This window comes from Flavobacterium sp. B330r (genome assembly GCF_056824325.1).
In genome coordinates this window covers 3,963,547-3,983,446 of the sequence record NZ_CP124860.1, presented here as the reverse complement: position 1 = coordinate 3,983,446, position 19,900 = coordinate 3,963,547, and the positions used below count along the sequence as shown (strand labels likewise).

The following is a 19,900-nucleotide window of genomic DNA, read 5'->3' as shown; positions in this document are numbered from 1 at the left end:
TTAAAAATTGTTTAACTTTATTTTCCAAAATCATGATACCACAACTAACCACAATTAGCAAATACAAAGACCAAATTGATTTTTTAAATCTTCCTTTTCATGATTACATAGACAACGATGAGTTTTCAATAGTAAAAGTTCACGAATGGGATTTAAAATTTCCCTTTCAGTCGCCAACTTTTAGATCTGATTATTATAGTTTCACCATTGTCACTAATGCAAATGGTAGTTTCACTGTGGGTGATAATAAGTTTGAATTACGTCCTAACCATGTGGTGGTAGCATGTCCTGATTCCTTTTTTAAAATTGACTGGACAGATATGGAAAAAGTTTACAATATAACATTCCAAAAATCATTCATTTTAACGTACTTTCCTGGCGGCATTAATAATATTTTAGACTTTGATGCCAAGAATGGTTATTGCTGCTGCCTTCCGCAGGAGACAATGAATTATTTTGAGCAAACCTGTCTTGAAATATATGAAGTAGCAACGTCAGATGCATGTTATAAAGAAGAGCTCATGGCAAACATGGCACTTAACCTCTTATTTTTAGTCCAGCTAGAACAGCAAAATGAAATAAATTTTAAAAAAAATAACGAAAAAAACAATAAAATTATCATTGATTTTCGTCATAATATGGAAACTAATTTTAACGAATTGATTAATAATAATTGTTCAGTACTTATGCGTATAAAGGAACACGCACGATTACTAAATTTAGATGAAAACTATTTATGTAAGATCGTAACGAGTTGTACTAAAAAAACTGTGAACGAATGGATAAACGAAAAACTTATAGATGAAATCAAGTATCTTTTAAAACATTCCGAAAAATCGATGAAAGATATCGCCTTTCTTTTTGATTTTAGTGACCTTAATTATTTTTACAGCTTTTTCAAAACTCAAACCTCATATGCTCCAGGGGCCTACAGAAAACATTATCAGAACTCATCTCCAGAGTAACGTTTATCTTAAAGCAAAAAAAATGTACATAAATATAATGCTGAATAATGATTATAGATAATTACTTGTCATATTCAAAGGATATAAATCCAGCCTAAAATTAAATTATCAACAGAGTCTTACATTTTAAAAAAGATGGCTAAAATAAAAAATAAGGAAACATATGATTTTTACGATAATGTAAAAATCATGGGAAGCAATTTCTCTGAGGGACATATAGGCGACGATGATTTTTCATTAATAATCTCAAAAATAGTACACCCAAAAGAAAGACTTCCATGGACCTATCCACCGCATCGCGCAGCCCATTTTATAATGGGAATCGTTATCGATTCCTATGGTTCAATACAATACGAAGATTTAACGGCAAAAATTGAACCCAATATGTTATTTATACATAAACCCGGAACCCTGCAAGAGTTAACATTTAATGAGGTAACTGAAACCTATGGTTTATTATTTTCTGAAGATTTTATTGTAAAATATGCCGGAATTTCAATATATAAAACGTTTCCTTTTTTGTTGTTTGAAAGGCATTTACCACTACATACCACTCCCGAATTTCAACAAGAGCTAAGAACAATCATTCAACTGATTTATCAAGAACTAAAAAAGGATACATCGCTCAAAAATAAATTATGTGCAAATCTCCTTACCCGAATTTTACTTAAGATAAAACAAGAATTCTGGGAAGGTTATAGTATACATAATGTACAATCTCGAAATCCAGATATTCTAAACGATTTTATACAAAATCTGGAGTTCCACTATGATCAGCTGCTAAAAGGTAAAGTTAAGCATATTCTTCATATAAAAGATTATGCCGAGATGCAGCAGCTTCATGAAAACTATCTGTCAACCATCATAAAGGAAAAAACTGGAAAAACAGCTGGTCAGTTAATCTCTGAAAAAACGCTCTCTGCAGCAAAGATTTTAATTCAGGATCCTCGATACACTATGAAAGAAATTGGCTACATGTTAGGATTTACCTACACCTCCTATTTTAGTATTTTCTTTAAAAAACATACAGGAATAACTCCTTTAGAATACCGAAAAAAAAATTTATAACATTAGCCTTCAATTGGGACAACAGTCAAAAATGAATAATTATTTAAAGTCCAGAATCATACGATAACATGACTTGGGAAATAAAAAAAGCATGGAGTTCGAGCCTATAGACACGTTGCTAACGTAAGATCTGCATTAAAATAAATCTTAAAAAAACTTTACTTTTAATTTTGATAAAAAATAAACCAATTGAGATAATGTTTGCACAAATTAATACAGCCATTTCAAGATATGTAAGCTTCACACAAGAGGAGCTTGAAATATTTAATTCTTTATTGTCATTCAAACAAATCAAAAAAAAAACCATAATGCTTCAAAAAGGTGAAAAGTGTACTTTCGATGCATTTGTAGTTAGTGGTTGTATCCGGAAATATTATATAGATGAAAACGGATTTGAGGTAATCTTGCAATTTGCAGTCGAAAATTCTTGGATCAGCGATGTTTCATTTAGCAGTTACGAAACCGAACCCAGCCATGTTTTTATTGAAACACTGGAGAACTGTGATCTTCTAATTTTTAACCCCGAAACCAAAGAGCAGCTTTTTGAGCGGGCGCCAAGGTTTGAGAGAGCTTTCAGAATTTTGATGCAGCGCCATTTAGCCGTCACTCAAAATCGCCTTCTTCATAATATTACCTGCACGGCAGAACAAAAATATGATGAATTTCTTCACACATACCCCACTATACCACTACGTGTGCCGCAGCACTATATTGCGTCTTATTTGGGTATTTCTCCAGAATTTTTATCAAAAATCCGGGGCCGAAAACTTAAATCCTGACTTTTTACATAAATCTTGTTCTAGTTCAATGCACAGATTTCATTTATGATAGAAATTTGCTACGAACCCAAACACGCAAAACTATGGATAGGAAAGATTTTATCAAAAAAGGACTTTTAGGAACAGGAATGTTTGTTGCTTCGGCAGCAGTTGCCAATATAATGAAGATTGATATTGACGAAATAAAACCACTAGCCCCCGTAGATTTTAATCATTTACCCTCCCTTGACACGGTACTAACAGGAAATAGTGTTTTACATAAGGCAGAATCAAGAGGCTATTCCAATCATGGATGGCTTGATACACATCAAACTTTTAGTTTTGCCTCTTACTACAATCCGGACAGAATGCATTTTGGTGTCCTCAGAGTTCTCAATGATGATATGGTAGACGGTACTCTTCTTAACGAAAAGGACGGAATGGGAAACTGGGATCTCACTTCTCTAGAAATAATTTCTCAATCAGCTGCTTCTGAAATGCTTTTGATGGAAGTTCCAATGACTATGTAAAATTACCTTATTATGCACATTCGACTATTAGTTTTACGAACAGCTAATCCTAAAAGACTGGCCGATTTTTATAACTTATTTGGATTGATATTTGAATATCATAAACATGGAAATTCGCCTTTTCATTATACCGCTTCGATGGGGCAGACGATTCTGGAGATCTATCCCTTGGCAAAGGATCAATTGGAACCTGATGCAAATTTGCGTTTAGGTTTTGAGGTTGTCAACTTTGGTGAAATCACTCACAAGTTAAAGGACCACGAGGTACGTTTTATATCCGAACCCGCTATAACAGATTTCGGATTTATGGCGATTATCGCTGATCCTGACGGCAGAAAAATTGAGCTTTATGATCAACATACTGTCTTTTGAAATTCAGGTAAACTAAACTTCAGGCAATTTTCAGCATAGCAATATAGCAGTATTCATTATGTTCTACAGCTATAGTTTATTTGTCATAATATGTATAATAAAATCTGCCTTAAGTTATTCTTTAGACAGAATGCAAAAAAAGAAAACCTGAAAAACCAATAATTGTTTTAATGCAAGAGCAGCGGGTTTTGGTTGATCATTTTCCAAAATGACCCTATTATGAAGAAGTTTGAAATAAAAAATACAAATGATGGCAAATGGATCGTTTTACACCATGAATTCCCCAAATTTACATGCATTTTTGAAGATCAAAAATTTAATTACAGCCTGAAAATTGTTGGGCTTTCTGATCCTGGAGGTAATCCTTCAGAAGTTAAGTTATTACAAAAAATGGAAAAGTGGCTAACAGAATACCATAAAGACAAAATAAATGGCTAAGCACAGCTAAAATGCAAGCTAGCAATAGCATTCCTAATTCACCGTTAATTAAAAATTTAAAACCAAATGATTAAAATCAAATTAAAACCACTAAAGTGGGCATTATCCATTTTTATTTTAGCAACTGCAGGCCTATACAGCCAAAATGTTTTAAAAAACAATCTAAGCAAGTTTAAAATTCATGGAAGTATTAAGGGAGATATTGCTGATAACTTTGCTTATTTATATTATAATAACGTAGAAGACAGTGTGAAAATTATCAATAATAATTTTGAATTTACAGGCGTACTTAATGATACAGTACGTGCTCAGATTTATATAAAATCTGCTGAGAATGCTCCTCAATTTTATTTGGAGAATAGTAATATTGACATTCAAATCAGTGTAAATAAGGTTAATAAAGATGGAAAATCTGTGGAAACCATGCATATTGACAGGATTAAAGGATCTCATTCTTCACAAATACAGGAAGAATATCTAAATTTTTATCAACTGAATGCAGGAAAAAAAGACTTTAAAAAGCTTCTATATTCGAAATTAACCGTCTTTTTAAAAAAGCATCGCAGTCATCCCTTTAGCGGAGCAATATTGGCTGAGTTGGCAATGGTAAATCCTATACTTAGCAAAAAGGAATTAAATACACTTTACTCCGTTTTAGATATTACGAAACAAACTGATCAAGACCTCAATTTTTTTAAAAAAGGAATTGACAGGTTAGGTACTTTTGCCGTTGGAAAACCTTTCTTAGATTTTGAATTACCAGACCAAAATGGTTCTCTGGTTCATTTAAATAAATTTAATGGAAAAATTATCCTTATTGATTTTTGGGCTTCATGGTGTGCACCCTGCAGAAAAAAAAGTCCTGAGCTTATTGCTTTAAAGCAACAATATTCGGGCACTAATTTTGAAATAATTGGAATTTCGAGAGATAAAAACAGTAAACAGTGGACTGCTGCGATAGAAAAAGATAAGTTAGATTGGATAAATCTACTAGATCAGGATCAAAAAATAGAAAACAGTATCGGAATAGAAAACATTCCTTACAATTATCTTATTGATGAAAAAGGTATTATTATAGGAATTAATCTTTCCCCAACAGAAATAAGTAAAATTTTATCTGCCAATACAAAAAAAACATAAAATTTCTATAATCTGAAACCTGTACACCTATAAAATCAAAAATAAAGGGGTCGTTAAAACCACCCCTTCATTTTTTTGATTACTTAATTATTTCCCTGTTTTTCTCAAAAGGAAATCTTTGATAAGTGCCCCCATTTCACTACCAAAACTTTCAAGTGCAAAGTGTCCTGTGCTGAACAAATGAAACTCTAAATTTTTCACGTCTTTTTTGAAAGCTTCAGCTCCCACGCCTGGAAAAATATAATCATCTTTTCCGTATACAATCAACATTTCAGGATTGGATTTTCTGAAATATTCCTGCCATTCCGGATACAAGGGCACATTGGTTCTGTAATCATAAAAAAGTGCCAATTGAATATCACCATTTTCTGGGCGTTCTAAGTGTCTTAAATCAATTTCCCAGTTGTCCGGCGAAATTACCGAAGTATCTGGAACATTGTGTGTATATTGCCATTTCAGTCCGTCAGGAGCATGAAAAGTACTTAATGTAGCTGCCGCTTCTTTGTCATTTCTATCTTTCCAAAGTGCTCTAAATGGATCCCAGAAAGTCTCAAGACCTTCTTCATAAGCACAACCATTTTGTACAATCAGCGTCTCTATGCTGTCAGGATTTCTGCTGGCAATTCTAAAACCAACTGGTGCACCGTAATCCATTAAATAAAGACTGAATTTTTTAATTTCCAATTCATCCAATAATGTTTTTACAATAGTGCTGAAATTTTCAAATGTATAAGCAAAATCCGCCAATGGTGGTTGCTCACTTCTGCCATAACCCGGATAATCAGGTGCTATTAAATGAAAATCATCAGACAGATCATTTATTAAATTTCGAAACATGTGTGACGATGTTGGATATCCGTGAAGCAACACTAGTGTTGGCTTGTTTTTATCTCCGGCTTCTCTGTAAAAAATCTCTACTCCATTGATTTTTCTTGTATGGTAACTTGTTTTCATAATACTGCTTTTTTAAATTAAATTTTTACTTTTTTTAAACTCTATTTTTAAATTGATTATATAAATTTTCTGTCACTTCCTTCAATGGGCAAATCATTGATACAAGCGAATCTTCTCTGCATTAATCCCTCTTCATTAAATTCCCAGTTTTCATTTCCATATGCCCTAAACCATTGTCCCTCTTCATTATGATACTCATATTCAAAACGAACAGCTATTCGATTATCCGTATGTGCCCAATATTCTTTTTTAAGCTTGTAATCAAGTTCTCTTGACCATTTCCCAGTTAAAAATGTTATAATTTCTTCGGTACCGTTTATAAATAGATGACGGTTTCTCCATTCACTGTCAGCTGTATATGCCTGAGAAACTCTGTAGGGATCTCTACTGTTCCAGGCATCTTCTGCCAATTGAATTTTCTCAATTGCGGTCTCCAATGTAAAGGGCGGAATTGGATATCTCTTTACCATGATTTATATTTTTAAGTATTTCTATACCACAAACTTAGGTATTGAATTCAATTACATTTCTGTTATATTCTTACCAAAAATTATAATAAATAAAGATATTGGAGTCCAGTTCTTTATTCAGGAAATTAGAAAGAACTAAGTTGTCAAATCATATACAAAAACCTATTTTTAAAAAAGTATTTCGCTTACTAAAAAGCATCCTAGATTTCAACTTTATTTAGAATTTTAACCCGTATGACATAGCCCAAAATAAAAAGCAGCATCCAATTGAATGCTGCTAATTTAAAAAGCGAATTAATTTATTAACACTGCTGGTTTTTGAGCTTAATCATAACCTTGCATTTTTAATTGGAAAATGTAATCATTACTTAAAAGATTACAGTCGTGATGCTAAACATCCTAAATTTTTATTCACTTCCCCTGCTGATATAATGATCCATCGAATATTTACCTGCACCCACAAAGCATATTAGTAAAAAACAAAGACTATAAATTAAGGGAACATCTTTTACCAGAGCCGGATCGTTAAAATGTAATACAAAATAACCTGTGAGAGTAACCGCTAAAATAGGTAAAGTGGCTATACGTGTCATTAAACCGAGTATGATAAAAATGGGCATGACAAGATTTGCAGTTGTTGCAAAAGCTTGATTTAATGCCTCCGGAAGACCTAAAGGATTAGGAACAACCTCGGCAAGTGCCGTCCCAATCCCTATTTTTTTTAACCCATGCGCATACATCAGTTCGCATGAAATGGCGATCCTAAAGAAGAGCAAAACAATGTTATTCAATTTGGTTCCTAAATTTGAACGTAATAGAGAATGTCTATATATCATTATTTCTATTTTTTCTATTAGTGTTTAAGCATTGCTCTGCCATATTGAACACCTATCCCATATGAACCGCCATATTTTTGAACTAAATCTGTCACGGCTGTATAAGTTTCTGATCTCGACCAGTCACGTTGCAATTCTAATAAATATTGCATTGATGTAATAGGTCTTGCCCCGGCCTGAACCATACGGGTTACTGCCTGATTATGAGCTTCATCTGTCACATCTCCACTTGCATCTGTGATTACGTAAACAGTGTATCCCTCATTTATGGCTGACAATGCAGGTCCTACAATACAAACCGAAGTCCATAAGCCGCCCATTACTATTGTTTTATTTCCTTTACCTACAACCTCTTTGTAAGCATTAACATCTTCCCAGAAATTCATAGTGGTTCTGTCAAAATACTTAGTGCTTGATTTAGGATAAAACTCCAGAACTTCAGGAAAAACCGGCCCGCTAAAAGACTCTTCAGCTACCGTTGTAATAACAGTTGGCACTTTAAAAATCTTAGATGCGCCTGCAACCAGGGCAGTATTAGTTCTTAGCTGATCCACTGGCATATTACCCACTGCAAATGCCATCTGGCTTTCATGATCTACCAAAATCAAAGTATGATTTTTTGGGTTTAACAATTGTGGACTTGGTTTTTGTGCAAAGGCAGTTAGTGATGAAAATGCAGCTACTGTTGCTAAAATTAAATTTTTCATAATAATTCAGATTTAATGATTAAGTTTTTTTTAAAAATATATTTGATTTTGATACTCCTGTTTTGATAAAAAATTATGGATGAATTTTTAAATTGGTCGTCTATTGCTGATTTCTTCTATTTAACTTTTGTACTCAAAAAGTTTATAATCAGCTTAGAAATTTCCAAATGGTGCTCTTCTAATGCAAAATGACCTCCGTTTAATAAATGAACTTCAGCATTTGGATTGTCTTTTTTATATGCATTTGCCCCCGACGCAGTAAAAAACTGATCGTTTTTACCCCAAATAATTAGCATGGGTGGCTTGTATTTGGCAAAATACTGATGCCATTTTTCATATAGCGCTATATTAGATCCATAGTCGCGAAACAGCGCCAGCTGGATAACATCATTTCCTTCTCTGTCCAAATAATACTGATCGATGCTATAGCTGTCGGGTGCTATTTTTTCAGGGGATTCCGCACCCGTTATATATTGCCATTTCGTAGCATCAACGGTAAGAAAAAAACGTGCTGCCTTTTCAGTTTCGGCATTCTGATTTTCAATATATGCTGTTAAAGGTTTTAGAATTTCACCTAATCCCTCAACGTAGGCATTTGCATTTTGGATAATAAGTGACTGAATCAGTTCAGGTCTTCTTGCCGCTATTCTCATTCCAACGGGTCCTCCATAATCCTGAATGTAAAGACTTGTTTTTTTGATTTTTAATTTATCAATAAAATGTTCCATTGTTATGGACAAGTTATCAAATGTGTATTGATACTGTTGAGGAGTTGGAGCACTGCTTTGCCCAAAACCAGGATAATCAGGAGCAATTACATGATAATTAGAAGCAAGTTCATTTATCAGATTTCGGTACATGTGTGACGAAGACGGAAATCCATGTAATAAAATAATGGTAGGTTTAGTTCTTTCGCCCGCTTCACGGTAGAAAATTTTTAAACTATCAACGAGAATTGTTTTGTATTCGACAGCTTTGTAAACGGTACGCTGTGAGGCCACCTTTTTCTCTACAGCGTGTTTTGCATACGATTTAAAGCATGTTAAAAACATAATCGTTAAGACGGACATAATAAGTTTTGTCTTCATTTTATTTGTTTTAGTTTTTTAATAAATGGTCTGTCGTATGTTTCCCAGACAGGGAAATTATGTCAAACTGCCTGCTTTAAGTACAGTGTCGGAATTATCTTTTTTGATATCCTCCATAAAAATTGACCGGGGACCACTCTGGAATTGCTTTTTCAATTTCAGGACTTAGTTTGGCAAACTCTTTGTCACCGAAGACAACATTACCACCAACTACTGATAAAACAGCCGATAAATCTTTGATTTTACTTTCTGGTACGCTGAAATAATCATCTGATAATAGTATAAAATCGGCAAACATTCCTTTTTCTAAAGTACCTTTTACAGCTTCTTCTTTGGAAACCCACGCACTACCCTTTGTATATAAAAAAAGTGCTTCTTCGCGTGTAAGAAGATTGTCAGGAGCACTCAACTGCAGCCCTCCCACTGTTTTGCCAGAAACCATCCAGTATAATGCAGGCCATGGATTATAACTGGCAACTCTCGTTCCATCAGTGCCTGCCCCGACAGGGATTCCCATTTTCATCATTAATTTTAAAGGCGGTGCATATTTTGCTTTAGCTGCCCCATATCTTTCAACAAAATATTCTCCGGCGTACGCGAGTCTGGATTGAATCGCAATACCTCCGTTTAGTGCTTTAACTCTTTTTAGCTGCTGTTCAGTAATGGTTTCTGCGTGATCAAACAACCATCTTTCTTTTGCTAATTTTCCATTAGTTTCTTTATTAACTTCTTCAATAACATCTAATAAATTAGCAATGGTTTCTCCATAGGTTGCATGAATTCTAAACGGCCAACCACTATCAACATGTAAACGAATCACCTTTTTGATATCATTTCTCCACGACGGTCTGTCTTCTAACATAGGCTGCGGTGCCAGAAAATTTTCAAAATCACCCGCGCTCCATGTAAGAAATTCTCCTCCTCCTTCTAATTCATACCCATGTTCCAGATGAATTTCTCCATTATTACCTACTTTATTGGTTTCAATCCAGTTTTGAAATTCCTCAAACTCCTTTCCTTTATTCTGAGGAAATAAGTAATAAGACAATCGTATGGGCATTTCTCCCTGATTAGCAAGTAATTTTGTCGCACCATAGTCTTTAGGAAAAGCATGCCCGCCACCCCCTGCATCAATACCACTTGTTACACCATATCTATTGAGTTCTCTGTAAAATTGTTTTGTAGAATTCAACATCTGCTGATCGGTCATCGGCGGCAATGCTCCTATTGCAGCATATAGAATGGTCGGATTTGGTTCTGCCAATAGTACACCGGTCAATTTACCGTCCGCACCTTTTTCATATGAACTCCCTTCAGGTGGTTTGGTGTTTTCATCTATTTTAAGCAGCTTTAAACCACTTTTATTCATCCACCCCCGACTGTACAGAAATAGTACGAATGCCGGAACATCTCCTGTCGCTTCGTTAATTTCCTCGGTTGTTGGAAATCTTTTTTCTTCAAACTGAAAGGGACTCCAGCCGCCTACTACCCTCACCCACTGACCTTTTGGAGTTCTGGCAGCCTGCTCTTTTAACATTTTTAATGCCGTTTTCAGCGAGGTTACACCATCCCATCTTAATTCCGCATTATAAAAACGTCCTCCCCTGGTTAAATGTAAATGAGAATCATTCAATCCTGGAATAATGGTACGTCCATTAGCATCAATAACTTTTGTTTGCTTCCCTTTTAGCTTTAGAATCTCTGCATTAGTTCCAAACGCTAATACTTTCCCATTTTTTACTGCTATCGCTTCACTAATTGAATTGTTTTTATTCATAATGGCTATTTTACCATTCATAACAATTAAATCTGCTGTCGCATCTTCAATTTCCTTTTTGTCTTTTTGAAAGGAACTGAATACTATCATTAGTAATACTAAGAATATTGAATTTCTCATTGTGCCTGTTTTTATTTATTATTAATTGTGAATGCCATCTTAACCGTTTACACTTTAGTTAGTAGCTTAATTACCCGAATAAAATCACCAGTTAAACCTTATTTTAAAGCGATTAAAATGGTCATTTTTAGAACTTAGTTCTTAAAATTAATCTATTCCTGAAGCTGATATAATTACCTCTGCCACCAATTCAGGCTGGGATATATAAACTGCATGGCTTCCTTTTACATACGTGGCAATTGTTTTGGAACGTTTGTACATTGCTTCCTGGATTTCAGGCGGAATACTCTTGTCTTCGGTTGCAATTACGCCGTATGCAGGTTTTGATTTCCAGGCCGCATTTTTAATTGGTGTTACAAATCCTTTCGCATAAAATGCACCTTGCGAAGCATACATAAAACCGGCATCTTCTACACTTAGATCAGCACACATTCCCATATGGTATTTATCTTTGTCATAATAAATAATACCATTTTCATCCGGAGGCAGGACTCCGCTCTCTGGTGCCGGCGGAGCGGTTTGTATCCACTGTAAAGCTGTTTCACCATCTCCTGGCTGAAATGCTGCTACATATACTAATGCTGCTACATTGGGGTGGTTACCAGCCTCAGTAATTATAGCTCCACCATAGGAATGCCCTACAAGAACAGCGCTTTGATCGAGTTTGTCTAAAGCTATATTTACAGCCTGAATACCGTCTTCAAGTGATGTTAGCGGGTTATGTACTACGGTAACATCATAACCGCTGTTATTAAGTATGTCATATATACCTCTCCATCCTGAGCCATCTGCAAATGCACCATGCATAAGCACTATATTCTTAATTGTTTTCATGCTTTAATTTTTTAGAGATTATATAGTTATTATTGTTGTGCATTCTAATGACAGAAATAGTACCGGTCATTTCGTTACCTTTAAGATTATGAATCACACCTTAATAATTATAGAATGTGGTGTCTGATAAAAATGAATCCCTTTACTTGTTGAAACAAAATTACATCTAATCAAAGCGTGCTTTTCTGTGAATAATTCACTAAAAATTATAATAAACTAAGATTTAAAAAATTTTATCACTTACCGTGTTAGACCTTATTTTGTTTTGTACCACATCTAAGGCGCGACATAGTAATAACACTGAAAAAGAGCTGATTAAAAACACTTTACCAAAAAAAATCTGTTAATCATATTAAATATGACTAACAGAAGTTTCCATAGTTTTTTTGATTTTACTATAATATTATTCCAATTATCGTAATTTTATTTTGCTTCCTTATGTAATATAGATGCAAGAGCGGCCGGTTGTGAGAAAAACGGTGTATGACTGGTAGGTAAAGAATAAGTCTTTGTTATATTAGCCTTTTTTGCCATACTTTTTTGCAATGTCAAACCTATAGCGTGATCATATTCAGTAAAAATATATACCTTATCTATTTTACCGAAATTAGCATCTGTAAGTACAACCGGAGTTGCCATTGGACCCATTGGCTCTGGCTTAAAATTAGCAACCAGAACATCAGCTATTTTTTTAGGTGCATCAGCAGCAAAAAAATCTAAAATACCTTCTTTAGCAATTCCTACTACACCTGATTTTTCATCAGGTTGTATATATTGCCCGATATGCGTTTCTTTATCCGCCGCTGAAATGGAAAAAAGGCTTTCACCGTTATTTGGCAAATATGCGCAGAGATAAATCAGTTTTTTGATTTGTCCTGGAATTTGCTCCGCCGTCTCGCTAATGACCATTCCTCCAAAACTATGCCCTACAAGAATAATATTTTTCCTTTTTCCAATTGCTGTTTTAACAGCATCTACATAGCCTTGCATTGTTAATGATCCAACAGGTGTATTGTCGGATCCATGCCCCGGCAAATTTACTGTTATCACTTCATTACCACTCTTTTTAAGTTCTGCTTCGACATACTTAAAATCCGCAGCTGAGGACCATGCTCCATGCACTATGACAATTGTGTTTGGGCTAACCGTGCTAGCCTGAATTTGTGCTCCGAAAGTGGTCATTAAAATCACCGCCGCTGTTGTAATTGATTTTCTCATCTTTAAAAAATTTATAGTTATATTAATTGTGTTATTCCGATTTGCCTTCAATTCTAAATGAAATGATATCCTTTTATTGTTTTCCCAATTTGTTTGCTGAGAATTATTGATCGTATATTTAATTTGCTTTTGTTCTTCAATATCCATTTCGTCTCCATATATTGCAGATGTGACATAAAATGCAATGAAATTATTTTCAAAAAATTAAAGTCAAAGTACTGGCCGTAAACAGAATATCTTTACCATTACTAACATCCTGAATAAAAGTTCCACTGTTAAACCATGTTCCTTCCAAGGTGAAATTCAGGTATTTATTAAAAGTATATTCAAATGAAGCTCCTAATTGATTTCCTATTTTTTTTGAAGTCGAATTTGAGCTAGCGAATAATATTGCACCATTTGGCTGATATATAGCATCATTTTCTGAAGCCCTCCAGAACATATCATAATCGACATAAAAGTTTAATTTTTGTGTTAACTGACATTCCAGAAACGGATGGATATCAATCAGGTTTGAAGGACCTATCAAAGCAGCTAAACCAAAGTAGGCCCCTCGTGGAAAAAGAGGATTAAATGTTTCCATAGAACCATCATTTTGATTTTTATCCCCAGAAATATATTCTGTTTTAAAACCTATTTTTTGAATTCTTTTATTTATCATATAATTAAAAGAATTATTAATTGAAAATGTCCAGGCGTAAATGCTTTTCCTGTCAAATTTCCCAAATTGATATGCAGTTTCTATATCATAGTTCCAATTAGAATGTGAGCCCCAAATTCTTGAACCCACTGTATTTCTGTTTTCCTGTCCCGAAAAAGTATTGAACGTGCTTTCTGATTTTCGTATGTTAAAAAAATAAGCTTCTATAGTATTGAAAAGTTTAACTCCTTTCATGCTGGTATACAATCCAAAAAGTTTTGTATTTGAATCAATCCTGTCATTAAAATTTCCAAACCTGTTTTTGACATAATAACTGTAAAAAACATCTGCCGCTAAATTTTTTCTTTGGTACATGATTTTTATAGCATCAAATGCCTGTCTGCTGTTTGGTCCCTCCCGGACTGAAATCAATCTTTGTGAACCATAATATAATTCCTGTCTTCCCACTCTCAAGTTTAAATTCTTAACCCTAACATCAAAAAACAACTGATGGAGATCTAATGGGTTTTCCTCTAAAGGATTAGGGTCTAATCTGCTAATCGAACAGCTGCTTTGTATTTGGCTAAATAAACGAAATGAATTCCCAATTTTTAAATCACTGTAAAACAGTGCCCTGTTGAGTATAAAACCATTATCATCCCTATTGGCTTCGTCCCAATTTTCATTTTCAAAATATTGGTATTGAGTCCTGTTTTCCCCTCCGAAATAAAGAAAGGAATTATACCTTTCAGATATCTCTATTTGCTTGATTTTATAATAAAATTTTTGATTTGTACTGTCAATTGAAATAACATCATTATATCGCAGAAATGCGAATTCATTTATTTGTTGTGAATAAACAGCTGAACTAAATACAACTATAAAAATTAGGCAATATTTTTTCATCTGTTTAAAAATTATTTTTAATCAACCTCTTTAATAAGCCTATTAATATCAACAATTAGACGTTTTGTATCACTTACATTTAAACCATCGTAATAGCCTCTTATTCTCCTTTTTCCATCAACTAATACAAATGTGCCATCATGAATTATGTTTCTTTGATTAACACTACCATCATCAAAGGCTAGTACTTTATAATTTTTAGCAAGTTCAAAAACTCCATCGCTTTCACTTGTTAAGAATGTCCACTTATTATTATTTATTTTATACCTTTCTGAATACTGTTTTAACGTTTCAGGGCTATCATTTTTATAATCTATACTATACGAAACAATAACTACTTCATTAATTTTTTCAAAGGCCTTCTCTACTAACTTTAAGTGCTTTGTCATTTTAGGACAAATCGTAGGGCAGCTGGTAAAAAAGAAATCGACAACCTGTATTTTGTTTTCAAAGTCCAAGTGGGTTACTTCATGATTAAATTGATTTTTTAATCGAAATTCCGGTGCCTGATACTGTCTGCTTTCTCCGGTTAATGGGTCAATTGATAATTCACCTAAAACAGGAAGTTTATCAGTCTTTGTGCATCCTGCAAAAATCAATGTCAAGAGTAAAACTCTAAATGTTACTTCTATTTTCATAATCTTTATAAAGTGAAATATTTTCTAACTTTAAAATTTCATCCGGGATATTTCTGTTTGGTAACGGAACAGGTTGAAAAATTACATCAATTTTAATTTTCTGATCTACGGCCTCAGCAATATCTTTTTCTATTTCAATCTGAAGAAAAACTCCGTTTTGCAACAGAACTGAATCTATATCCAAAATGGGTAAAATCGTAAAAGTACCGGTATACTTACTTTGTTTCCTGCCGTTCAGCATATACTCAAAAAATACTCTTGCACAATAGGGCTGATAGGGAAGCTGTGCTCTTTCAAAGTGGAGTATAACGTGGGATCTCTCTTTGTCAGCAAAGTCCTTGCTTATAGAATTCGTATCTGACGTTTTTAGATTTAAAGGTGCAATACAATCCCTTTTCGATTCATTCCTCTTTGGTTTATCTTTTTCCGCATAGGGATTACAAAAATTAGGATTGAGATCTAAATCAGCAAAACGATAACCCAGGTCTTCTGTATTTAATACTTCTTTTATTTTAAAATCTACCGGACGTCCATTACCATCTGTTGCATATAATTTTTTTTCTAACCACTCTTCACTATCAGGTAATTTATTATTTGGACTATACGCAAGCCATGAATCCCAAATACGATCGCAATTTCCATGATGACCATAAAAAATCGGTTCAAAACCAGATTCCACAAAAGTGGCCATCTGTCCCCCAATCCAATTGTGTATATTGTTATGAAAAGACTGTTCTGCCATACCATCAAGCTGCGCGTCACCATATTTTTTTATAGCGGGATACCCTCCAAATGTTTTATAATCTTTTGTTCTAAAGACCGCACCTACATTGATGAAGTCATTTGGTATTTTGTCCTTCGGCCCAACAAACCTCGAAGCATTGAATAATGGATTACTTTCGTCTCCCCAGTAATGTTCTGGGATAAAATTACTTTTTGTCCAGTCCCAGTAATGCAATGCTAATTTGGGTTCAGATACTGCTTTTTGCAGTTTTTGCTCTAGCGACCACAAGTATAATCTATGCCAGGGCCAAACATACCAATTGTAGTGTACCTGATTAGAATACATACTTGTAGCGCAAAATGCAGTATGTAACAATGCATTTGCCTGCCAGCCCATTGGATCTAATGGTGATATTTTCGAACGTTTTTTTAATATTCCTACCGCATCTTTAAACAACTTTATTTCTGCATCATCAACAGGAATATCAGCAATATTCTTTCTTACCACGATATTTGAATATGCTTTCTTTTCATAGCTCCCATTGTCTGGCTTTATTTTGTCGTCTTTACACCCAATTAGCGATGAAGAAACTAATGGTAAGCCGGCAAAACCAACAGAAGCCATACCAAGTTTTTTTAAAAATGACCTTCTCTTATTATCATCGATATTTTCCATATTTATTGTTTTATTTTTTAATTATTCTTTTCAGTAAAAATTTGGTCGATTGCGTATTTGCCTCCACCTAAAATAAATAAGGCAATAGCCATTCCAATCCAAAGAATAAAGTATTCGTAGCCTTCTCCCTTTAATGTTCCGAACCAATTCATAAAAAAACCATTTTTAAGATGTGTAGTGAATATCATTCCTAATGGAAGAATTATATAGGAAAATGCAATAACTCTCGTTAATGTTCCTGTAATTAGTGCAACCGCCCCAACAGTTTCCAACAAGATTACTAAAAAGCCCATGATCCAAGGTAGTCCCACCGATTCGGTAAAGAATAGCATAGTTTTGGAAAAACCAAGGCCTCCAAAGCAACCAAATAATTTTTGCATGCCGTGCATCAATACAACAAATCCCAGGATAACTCTTAAAATCAAAGGTGCATACGATCCGCTCGTTTCAAATATTTTATTTTTCATAATGTTGTTATATAGTGGTTTAATTTTTTATATATGCTGAATACATCCACACCATTTTTTCCTGTTCTCGAATGTAATCACTCATTAAACTATTAGTCCCTGTATCCTCTATTACGGCAGATAAATCAAGGATCAATCTTTGTTTATTTAATAGTATTCCAAGAGATTCTACAACTTTACCAACAGAATGCTGTCCATCAATTACTTCATTTGTTTCCAGAATTGATGCTGTTTTAAAATATTCGGTAAAATTGTGATTTGGTCTGTAACCTAATGTTAATATTCTTTCAGCAACCTCATCAATTTTTAAAAACAGATTATTATACAGGTCCTCAAATTTTTGATGCAATACAAAGAAGTCATCACCTTTAATATTCCAATGATATCCTCTCGCATTTTGATAAAATATTGAATAATTAGAAAGTAAATTATTCAATTGATTTGCTAACTCTTTACTTTTTGCAGCATTCAATCCTATGGCATTTAAATCGTTCATTGTTTTATTTTTAAAATGTTATGAATAAATTATACATCTAATAATCTTGAGTCCACTATAATACGCTTCCAGTTTAAAAATGGCATTGCGTATGATTTTAAAGTTTTATAAATCAAAAACGAAGCACTTACCTGAGCTTTTATATTTTTAGTTTTCTTTACTTCTCTAACTGTTTCCCCTATTAGAAATGTGCCACCAGAAAAAAAATCGTTTTCTATGCCGGATGATGTTTCAATTTCACGGCCAAGAACTACCACATAGTGTCCTTCAGCCGAAACTTGTAAATTATAGTCATAATTCGCAATGACTTTTCTGAAAATGGAATTATCTGCTCCTAGCTGATTGGATACAAATCCTATTTCTCCTTTATCTTTTAGTTCAGTAATGGTGCTTCCAAAATGTTTCCGTACTTTATTTTCTGACTGTATTCTTTTTATAGTAAAATCCATATTTTATAAATTTTTTATTTCTACTTAATTTCAGTTCTGGTTATATATGTAATAATTTACCTAATCTTCAATTTCTGGATCATTGCTGCATTTAAATTATCACTATAAGCTCCATAAGCATCTACCAATAGTCCTTTTATACCATATTCTGTACTTATTGCGTAAAGTATTGAGGAATCGTCCGGATTAGAATCTCCTTCAAATCGATAAAATGCATCAACATTGAATTCAGTAGAATCAAATGTTCTATTTAACTTTTTACAATCTAATGTTGAGTTACTAAGATTAAAATCAAAAGTATATCCCTCCCCTTGTTTTACATTTATCGCCTCTGTTAGTGTATCGTAATTTGTCATATTCTTAAGTTTTTTTTATATTCTATATTTATTAATAGATCCTAATTGTTCAACATTTTATTTTTGTAAATAGATTTACAGATTTGTAAATTATATTTTGTGTTTTTAAACCTTCTCATACTTTCCTGTCGTTATAATATGTTGTAGTTTGAAAATTGATCTAAAAACCATAATGAGTATATTTCGTTTTCGTTATAGCAAAATTAATTCTAAAGTCAACGGCGGTTTCTATGGAATAGTTCTCAAAACTTATAAATATTAAAGATTTATGGAACTATTATAGATTTAGTAAAATAGTATCTGATCTGCGGTAGTCGTGTCTGCCAGAAAAAAACATGATTACTTAACTATTAAAGGTTTAACTACCAATTTACACAACGATTAAAACAGTACTATCATCGGTCAGACGCTGACTAATTAATCCTTAAATAAAATCCTCTTGACTGCATCTCCTATTTATAGTCCTGTATTGATGAAATAAACAAAGTATCCTGCTTTGGAATTTTGGATAGCCGCGATGTAAAACAGACAATTACATACAGATTAATTGTAAGGGCGTTGAAATAATCAGGCAGAACAGCCTGATTGGAACGAGGAATATTTTATACCCTGATATCCGCCATCGCAGTACATCAAGATTTTTTTTCTTAATCTAGGTTAATGGAAAGGCTTTCTATGCTTTCGTAATTTTGTAAAAGAAATTTATCATGAATTATTAAATCAAATTTAATTCTTATAAAATTTGATTTTGCGTCGCTGCAGGACGTCTTACAGATTATAGGTTTTGATTTCTTTAAGGAGCATCAATTATAATTTGTTATCTCTATCACCGTAACAAGCCAGCCGGAAATAGATTAAAACTGCCGATTTATTATAATAGATTATCTGAAGAGATGAAAATTAATTGTCTTTTACCTGCAAAAAGCAATGATGAAATTTAAAATATATGGAAATAATAAAACTAGAATTAGATGAAAAAAAACATGGTGCTTTTAATCTATATATTGATGATAAAAAACTAAGTGAAATGATGGTAAGCATAAAAGATGATTTACTTATTGTATACCATACAGGAGTTGATCCGGATGCCGAAGGAAAAGGTTATGCTAAAAAATTGATGGACGAAATAGCATCCTATGTTCATACTAATAATTTAATGGTCTTATCTCTTTACCCTTACCGACACGCACAATTCAAAAAACATATCGATGAATATCTGGATATCGCGAAAAAATAAATTCTTCCTTTTTTTCTATAATTATTAAAATATAGCT

Annotated in this window: 23 protein-coding genes; 8 read left to right on the top strand and 15 right to left on the bottom strand. The window is 33.4% G+C overall.

The window, feature by feature from the left end:
- Positions 1-32 precede the first annotated feature (32 nt).
- From QLQ95_RS17770 to QLQ95_RS17740, 7 genes are all read left to right on the top strand, one after another.
- Complete coding sequence (locus QLQ95_RS17770) at positions 33-965, top strand: helix-turn-helix domain-containing protein (protein ID WP_482500891.1); 933 nt, start codon at positions 33-35, stop codon at positions 963-965.
- A gap of 135 nt (positions 966-1,100) precedes the next feature.
- Positions 1,101-2,033, top strand: a complete 933-nt coding sequence (locus tag QLQ95_RS17765) for a helix-turn-helix domain-containing protein (protein ID WP_482500889.1) — start codon at positions 1,101-1,103, stop codon at positions 2,031-2,033.
- A 197-nt stretch (positions 2,034-2,230) separates the two neighbouring features.
- Positions 2,231-2,812 carry a Crp/Fnr family transcriptional regulator gene (locus QLQ95_RS17760; protein WP_482500888.1) on the top strand — a complete coding sequence of 194 codons (582 nt, stop codon included), beginning with the start codon at positions 2,231-2,233 and terminating at the stop codon, positions 2,810-2,812.
- Positions 2,813-2,895: 83 nt separating this feature from the next.
- Positions 2,896-3,321, top strand: a complete 426-nt coding sequence (locus QLQ95_RS17755; RefSeq protein ID WP_482500886.1) for a hypothetical protein — start codon at positions 2,896-2,898, stop codon at positions 3,319-3,321.
- A gap of 12 nt (positions 3,322-3,333) precedes the next feature.
- The gene (locus QLQ95_RS17750) at positions 3,334-3,693 is read left to right on the top strand and encodes a VOC family protein (protein ID WP_482500884.1); all 360 of its coding nucleotides are present in this window, start codon (positions 3,334-3,336) and stop codon (positions 3,691-3,693) included.
- Positions 3,694-3,912: 219 nt separating this feature from the next.
- Positions 3,913-4,131, top strand: coding sequence for a hypothetical protein (locus tag QLQ95_RS17745; protein ID WP_482500883.1), 219 nt, complete (start codon positions 3,913-3,915; stop codon positions 4,129-4,131).
- Positions 4,132-4,197: 66 nt separating this feature from the next.
- A complete protein-coding gene (locus QLQ95_RS17740) occupies positions 4,198-5,271 on the top strand; it encodes a redoxin domain-containing protein (RefSeq protein WP_482500881.1) in 1,074 nt (357 codons plus the stop codon).
- 87 nt (positions 5,272-5,358) lie between these two features.
- Here QLQ95_RS17740 and QLQ95_RS17735 read toward each other — a convergent pair whose 3' ends face one another.
- The 15 genes from QLQ95_RS17735 to QLQ95_RS17665 form a co-directional block, all read right to left on the bottom strand.
- Complete coding sequence (locus tag QLQ95_RS17735; RefSeq protein WP_482500879.1) at positions 5,359-6,225, bottom strand: alpha/beta fold hydrolase; 867 nt, start codon at positions 6,223-6,225, stop codon at positions 5,359-5,361.
- 56 nt (positions 6,226-6,281) lie between these two features.
- A complete protein-coding gene (locus tag QLQ95_RS17730) occupies positions 6,282-6,695 on the bottom strand; it encodes a nuclear transport factor 2 family protein (RefSeq protein WP_482500877.1) in 414 nt (137 codons plus the stop codon).
- Between the two features lie 407 nt (positions 6,696-7,102).
- Positions 7,103-7,486, bottom strand: a complete 384-nt coding sequence (locus QLQ95_RS17725; protein WP_482500875.1) for a DoxX family protein — start codon at positions 7,484-7,486, stop codon at positions 7,103-7,105.
- Positions 7,487-7,548: 62 nt separating this feature from the next.
- Positions 7,549-8,163, bottom strand: a complete 615-nt coding sequence (locus QLQ95_RS17720) for a hydrolase (RefSeq protein WP_482500873.1) — start codon at positions 8,161-8,163, stop codon at positions 7,549-7,551.
- Positions 8,164-8,354: 191 nt separating this feature from the next.
- Complete coding sequence (locus QLQ95_RS17715) at positions 8,355-9,326, bottom strand: alpha/beta fold hydrolase (RefSeq protein WP_482500871.1); 972 nt, start codon at positions 9,324-9,326, stop codon at positions 8,355-8,357.
- A gap of 94 nt (positions 9,327-9,420) precedes the next feature.
- Positions 9,421-11,223 (bottom strand): amidohydrolase, encoded by a 1,803-nt coding sequence (locus tag QLQ95_RS17710; protein ID WP_482500869.1) that lies wholly within the window; start codon positions 11,221-11,223, stop codon positions 9,421-9,423.
- Between the two features lie 147 nt (positions 11,224-11,370).
- Positions 11,371-12,030, bottom strand: a complete 660-nt coding sequence (locus tag QLQ95_RS17705; protein ID WP_482504066.1) for an alpha/beta hydrolase — start codon at positions 12,028-12,030, stop codon at positions 11,371-11,373.
- A 450-nt stretch (positions 12,031-12,480) separates the two neighbouring features.
- Positions 12,481-13,422: an alpha/beta fold hydrolase gene (locus tag QLQ95_RS17700; protein WP_482500867.1), complete on the bottom strand. Its 942-nt coding sequence runs from the start codon at positions 13,420-13,422 to the stop codon at positions 12,481-12,483.
- Between the two features lie 49 nt (positions 13,423-13,471).
- On the bottom strand, positions 13,472-14,821 hold the full coding sequence (locus QLQ95_RS17695; RefSeq protein ID WP_482500865.1) for an alginate export family protein: 1,350 nt from the start codon (positions 14,819-14,821) through the stop codon (positions 13,472-13,474).
- Between the two features lie 17 nt (positions 14,822-14,838).
- Positions 14,839-15,459: an SCO family protein gene (locus QLQ95_RS17690; protein ID WP_482500863.1), complete on the bottom strand. Its 621-nt coding sequence runs from the start codon at positions 15,457-15,459 to the stop codon at positions 14,839-14,841.
- Positions 15,437-16,858 carry a tyrosinase family protein gene (locus QLQ95_RS17685; RefSeq protein ID WP_482500861.1) on the bottom strand — a complete coding sequence of 474 codons (1,422 nt, stop codon included), beginning with the start codon at positions 16,856-16,858 and terminating at the stop codon, positions 15,437-15,439. The genes QLQ95_RS17690 and QLQ95_RS17685 overlap by 23 nt, the downstream gene beginning before the upstream one ends.
- A gap of 17 nt (positions 16,859-16,875) precedes the next feature.
- Positions 16,876-17,325 (bottom strand): DoxX family protein, encoded by a 450-nt coding sequence (locus QLQ95_RS17680; protein ID WP_482500859.1) that lies wholly within the window; start codon positions 17,323-17,325, stop codon positions 16,876-16,878.
- A 19-nt stretch (positions 17,326-17,344) separates the two neighbouring features.
- The gene (locus QLQ95_RS17675; RefSeq protein ID WP_482500857.1) at positions 17,345-17,821 is read right to left on the bottom strand and encodes a Dps family protein; all 477 of its coding nucleotides are present in this window, start codon (positions 17,819-17,821) and stop codon (positions 17,345-17,347) included.
- A gap of 29 nt (positions 17,822-17,850) precedes the next feature.
- A complete protein-coding gene (locus QLQ95_RS17670) occupies positions 17,851-18,270 on the bottom strand; it encodes a hypothetical protein (RefSeq protein ID WP_482500855.1) in 420 nt (139 codons plus the stop codon).
- A 56-nt stretch (positions 18,271-18,326) separates the two neighbouring features.
- Positions 18,327-18,626 carry a phosphoribosylpyrophosphate synthetase gene (locus QLQ95_RS17665; protein WP_482500853.1) on the bottom strand — a complete coding sequence of 100 codons (300 nt, stop codon included), beginning with the start codon at positions 18,624-18,626 and terminating at the stop codon, positions 18,327-18,329.
- Positions 18,627-19,572: 946 nt separating this feature from the next.
- Here QLQ95_RS17665 and QLQ95_RS17660 point away from each other — a divergent pair.
- Positions 19,573-19,863 (top strand): GNAT family N-acetyltransferase, encoded by a 291-nt coding sequence (locus tag QLQ95_RS17660; protein ID WP_482500851.1) that lies wholly within the window; start codon positions 19,573-19,575, stop codon positions 19,861-19,863.
- Positions 19,864-19,900: the final 37 nt, after the last annotated feature.